5 protein-coding genes are annotated in these 4,087 nt (G+C 64.1%); 4 read left to right on the top strand and 1 reads right to left on the bottom strand.

Annotated elements, in window-relative coordinates:
- The first annotated feature begins 55 nt into the window (after nt 1-55).
- The 4 genes from EN884_RS28065 to EN884_RS28050 are packed head-to-tail and all read left to right on the top strand — an operon-like array spanning nt 56 to nt 3,352.
- On the top strand, nt 56-937 hold the full coding sequence (locus tag EN884_RS28065) for a branched-chain amino acid ABC transporter permease (RefSeq protein WP_063169742.1): 882 nt from the start codon (nt 56-58) through the stop codon (nt 935-937).
- The gene (locus tag EN884_RS28060; protein WP_063169741.1) at nt 934-1,896 is read left to right on the top strand and encodes a branched-chain amino acid ABC transporter permease; all 963 of its coding nucleotides are present in this window, start codon (nt 934-936) and stop codon (nt 1,894-1,896) included. Before EN884_RS28065 ends, EN884_RS28060 begins: the two co-directional genes overlap by 4 nt.
- The gene (locus EN884_RS28055) at nt 1,893-2,621 is read left to right on the top strand and encodes an ABC transporter ATP-binding protein (protein WP_063169740.1); all 729 of its coding nucleotides are present in this window, start codon (nt 1,893-1,895) and stop codon (nt 2,619-2,621) included. Before EN884_RS28060 ends, EN884_RS28055 begins: the two co-directional genes overlap by 4 nt.
- On the top strand, nt 2,618-3,352 hold the full coding sequence (locus tag EN884_RS28050) for an ABC transporter ATP-binding protein (RefSeq protein ID WP_063169739.1): 735 nt from the start codon (nt 2,618-2,620) through the stop codon (nt 3,350-3,352). Before EN884_RS28055 ends, EN884_RS28050 begins: the two co-directional genes overlap by 4 nt.
- Here EN884_RS28050 and EN884_RS28045 read toward each other — a convergent pair.
- Nucleotides 3,353-4,087, bottom strand: a 735-nt coding sequence (locus EN884_RS28045) for a sodium:proton antiporter (protein WP_206520982.1), incomplete at its 5' end; no start/stop codon positions are given.

Raw genomic sequence — 4,087 nt, 5'->3', positions numbered from 1 at the left:
GACCACTCCTCACCCCCCGCAAGGGGCGCGATTGCGCTATCGCTGGGCGTGTAGCATGCACTTCGGTCCCCACCTCCTCCTCGCCGCCCTCGAAGGCCTCGTCACCTCAGCCGTGCTGGCGCTGACCGCGCTCGGCCTGTCCTTGGTGTTCGGCGTCATGCGGGTGGTCAATGTCGCGCACGGTGAGTTCTTCATGCTGGGCGCCGTGCTCGCCTGGGCGATCACCACAGCCATTGGCGGCCATCCGGCGCTCGGCTTCCTGGCCGCACTTGTGATTGCTCCGCTGATCGTCGGCGCCATTGCGCTGGTCGCCGAACGGCTGGTGCTGCGCCGGCTCAACTACAATCCGGAAGCCACCATCGTCGCCACCATCGGCATGCTCTACATCATCCAGCAGCTGGCGCTGACCTTCTACGGTCCGGAGGCGCGGCCGGTGGAGCCGCCGTTCAGCTACCGCATCCTTCTGCCGTGGTTCGGCTACTCCGGCTACAAACTGTCTGTCATCGCCACTTCCGCGCTGCTGCTCACCGCGACATGGCTGGTGCTGACGCGCACCAAGGTCGGCCTCGTCATGCGCGCCACGCAGTATGACAGCGAGACGGCGCAGGCCTTCGGCATCCCCGTCGGCCGCGTCTATGGCGGCGTCTTCGCGCTTGGCGCCATGCTGGCGGCCATTGCCGCAGTGCTGATCGTGCCGATCAGCCAGGCGCATTACCTGATGGGGCAGGACCCGCTGCTGCTCTCCTTCATCGTCGTCATCATCGGCGGCCTCGGCTCGCTGCGCGGCACGGTCGTCGCCGCCGTGCTGATCGGTCTCTCCGACGGCATCATCTCGATGTTCTTCTCGCCGACGCTGGCCAAGATCATCGCCACGCTGCTGGTCGCCATGGTGCTGGTGTTCCGTCCGCAAGGCTTGTTCGGGACGAGGTCGCGATGAGCGAAGCTTCGCCGGTAAAAGCCTATGCCATGCATCTCGGCGTCGTCGGGCTGCTTTTCGTGCTGAGCTTCCTTCTGCCGGAATACTATCACGGCCTGCTCGCCCGCATCATGGTGCTGGCAGTGTTCGCCATGGGCTACAACATGCTGTTCGGCTATGTCGGCCTGCTCAGCCTCGGCCATGCCATGTTCTTTGCCGCCGGGCTCTATGGCGCCGGCCTTGCCGTCATCCAGCTCGGCTGGAGCGTACCAGCGGCGTTCGCCGCGGGGCTTGCCTGTGGTGTTGTTGTGTCACTCGTGATCGGCCTGCTGGCGCTGCGCACCACCGGCGTCGCCTTCATGATCGTCACCATGATGTTCGCGCAAGTGTTCTACCTCCTCATCCTCTACTTCGCGACGTGGACCGGCGGCGACCAGGGCATGGTCGTGCCGCAGCCGGCCCGTGTGCTCACCTTCGGCGCGACATCGCTCGAGCTCACCAATCCGACCGTTCGCTACATGACGGCGCTGGCGCTGTTTTCGATCGTGCTTCTCGTCACATTGGCCATCGTCCGCTCCCGGTATGGCCGCGTGCTGGTCGCCATCCGCGAGAATGAGGAGCGGACGAAGATGCTGGGATACGACACTTTCTCCAACAAGCTCGCCGCCGTCGTCATCTCCGGCATCATCTGCGCCGGCTCGGGTGCCGCCTATGCGCTGCTGTTCGGCTATGTCGGATCGAGCTTCGCGTCGGTGCAGTATTCGATCCTGCCGCTGCTGTGGGTGCTGCTGGGCGGTGCTGCAACAACGCTCGGGCCGCTGATCGGCACGCTGTTCATGTACTATGTCATCGATATCACCAGCGGCTACACCTCCGCCTATCTGCTGATCGTCGGCATCGCGCTGATCCTGCTTGTGCTGTTCTTCCCCAAAGGCATTCTGGGCAGCATTAGGCAGCGCTGGCTCGGGTGGCTGCCATGATGCCGCTTTTGACCACCAAGGGCCTTTCTCGCGACTTCGGCGGCCTGCGTGCCGTCGACCGTGTGGATTTCTCCTTGATGCCGGGCGAAATCCGCGCCGTGATCGGCCCCAATGGAGCGGGGAAGACCACCTTCGTCAGCCTGGTCAGCGGCCGCATCCAGCCGTCTGCCGGCATGATCGTCTTCGACGGCGCCGACATCACCAATCTGCCTGCCTATGTCAGGGTCCGCAGGGGGATCGCCTACACCTTCCAGCTCACCAGCGTCTATGCCAACCTGTCCGTCTACGCCAACGTCGCGCTGCCCGCGCAACTGACGCTGCGGCATGGCAGCCATTCCAGGAGCGCGATACAGGCCGCTGTCATGACCGCACTCGAACGCACCGGCCTGGCCGATCGCGCCCACATGCCGGCCGGGCAGTTGTCCTACGGCCATCAGCGCCTGCTGGAAGTGGCGATGGGGCTGGCGCTGAAGCCGCGCCTTTTGATCCTCGACGAGCCGACGCAAGGGCTGGCCGACAGCGAGATCGACAATTTCATCACCCTGGTGCGCGAGATCGCCAAGAACGCCACCGTGCTTCTGATCGAGCACAACATGCCTGTCGTCATGCAGCTGGCCGACCGCATCACTGTCTTCAATGCCGGCAAGATCCTCGCCGAAGGCACGCCCGAAGCGATCCGCGAAAACGCGGCGGTGCAGGAAGCCTATCTGGGGACTGCCCCATGACCGAGGCAAACCAGGCCGAGGCCACGCCTCAAGCACTCACCATTTCGCGGCTCGACTGCTTCTATGGCGAGGTCCAGGTGCTCTATGGCCTCGACCTGGTGCTGAACAAAGGCGAGGTGCTGTGCCTGTTCGGCCGCAATGGCGCCGGCAAGACGACGACACTCAAGGCCATCATGGGGCTGGTCCCCTCGAGCGCCGGCTCGATCAGGCTCGATGGCAAGGAGTTGACCGGCCTGCCGGCGCATGAGGTGCCGAAGGCCGGCGTCGCCTATGTGCCGCAGGGAAGGCGACTGTTCGCCGAAATGACGGTGGCGGAAAACATCGAGATCGGCCTGATGGCGCGCGGCAAAGGCAAGGCGACGCGTGAAAACGTGCTCGACCTCTTTCCATTGCTGCGCCAGCGGCTGCGGCAGCGTTCCGGCACACTGTCCGGCGGCGAACAGCAGATGCTGGCGATGGCGCGTGCACTCTGCCTCGAACCGCAGGTGCTATTGCTCGACGAGCCGACCGAAGGACTGATGCCGTCGATGATCGCCAAGATCCGCGAGACGGTGTCGACGCTGCGTGACATGGGCGTGTCGACCATCCTGGTCGAACAACGGGTCGATGCAGTGCTTTCTGTCGCCGACCGCGTTGCTTTCGTCGAAAACGGCCGCAACCGCGAGACGGTCGATGTCGAGGAATTGCGCGCCGACCCGTCGGCGGTGCGCCGTTATGTCGGCGTGGGTTGATCAGCCGAAGAACAGAAAACCCGCTACCAAAAATGTCGGGATCAGCACCAGGCCCGACCATGCCATATAGCCAAAAAAGCCCGGCATCTTCACGCCGCGATGTCGGGCGATGGCGTAGACCATGAAATTCGGCGCATTGCCGATATAGGTGTTGGCGCCCATGAACACCGCGCCGGCCGAGATCGCGGCAAGCGTCGAAGCGAACTCCGTCATCAGGTGCCGGGGGTCACCGCCGGCAAGCTCGAAGAACACCAGATAAGTCGGCGCATTGTCGAGGAAGGATGACAGCGCCCCGGTCAGCCAGAAATAGGCGAGATCGTTGGGCTGGCCGGAGGAAGAACTCACAAGCGACACCAGCGGCGCCAGCGCACCCTCATGGCCTGCCCTGAGGATGGCGATGACCGGCACGATGCAGATGAAGATGCCGGCAAACAATTTGGCCACCTCTGCTATCGGACCCCAGTTGAAGCCATTGGCCTCGCGGTATTCCTTGCGCGAAATGACAAGTGAAACGAGGGCGAGCGCCAGGATCATGGCGTCGCGCACCAGGTTCTGCAGTTCCAGGCTGACGCCGAACACGGAGAAGCTGACGCCCGGCTTCCAAGCCGCCGATAGCAGGATGGCGCCGATCACCCCCGCCAGCAGCGGAAGGTTGGCCAGGCCGCGCAGGCGCACCTTGGTATCCGGTGTCGGGTCCTTGATCTTCGGCGCGCCAGCCTCGCGCCGGTGCAGGAT

The sequence above is a fragment of the Mesorhizobium sp. M7A.F.Ca.AU.001.01.1.1 genome, from assembly GCF_004022735.1.
Lineage (GTDB): Bacteria > Pseudomonadota > Alphaproteobacteria > Rhizobiales > Rhizobiaceae > Mesorhizobium > Mesorhizobium ciceri.
The sequence above is the reverse complement of the archived record's forward strand: the minus strand, read 5'-3'. Positions and strand labels throughout refer to the sequence as shown.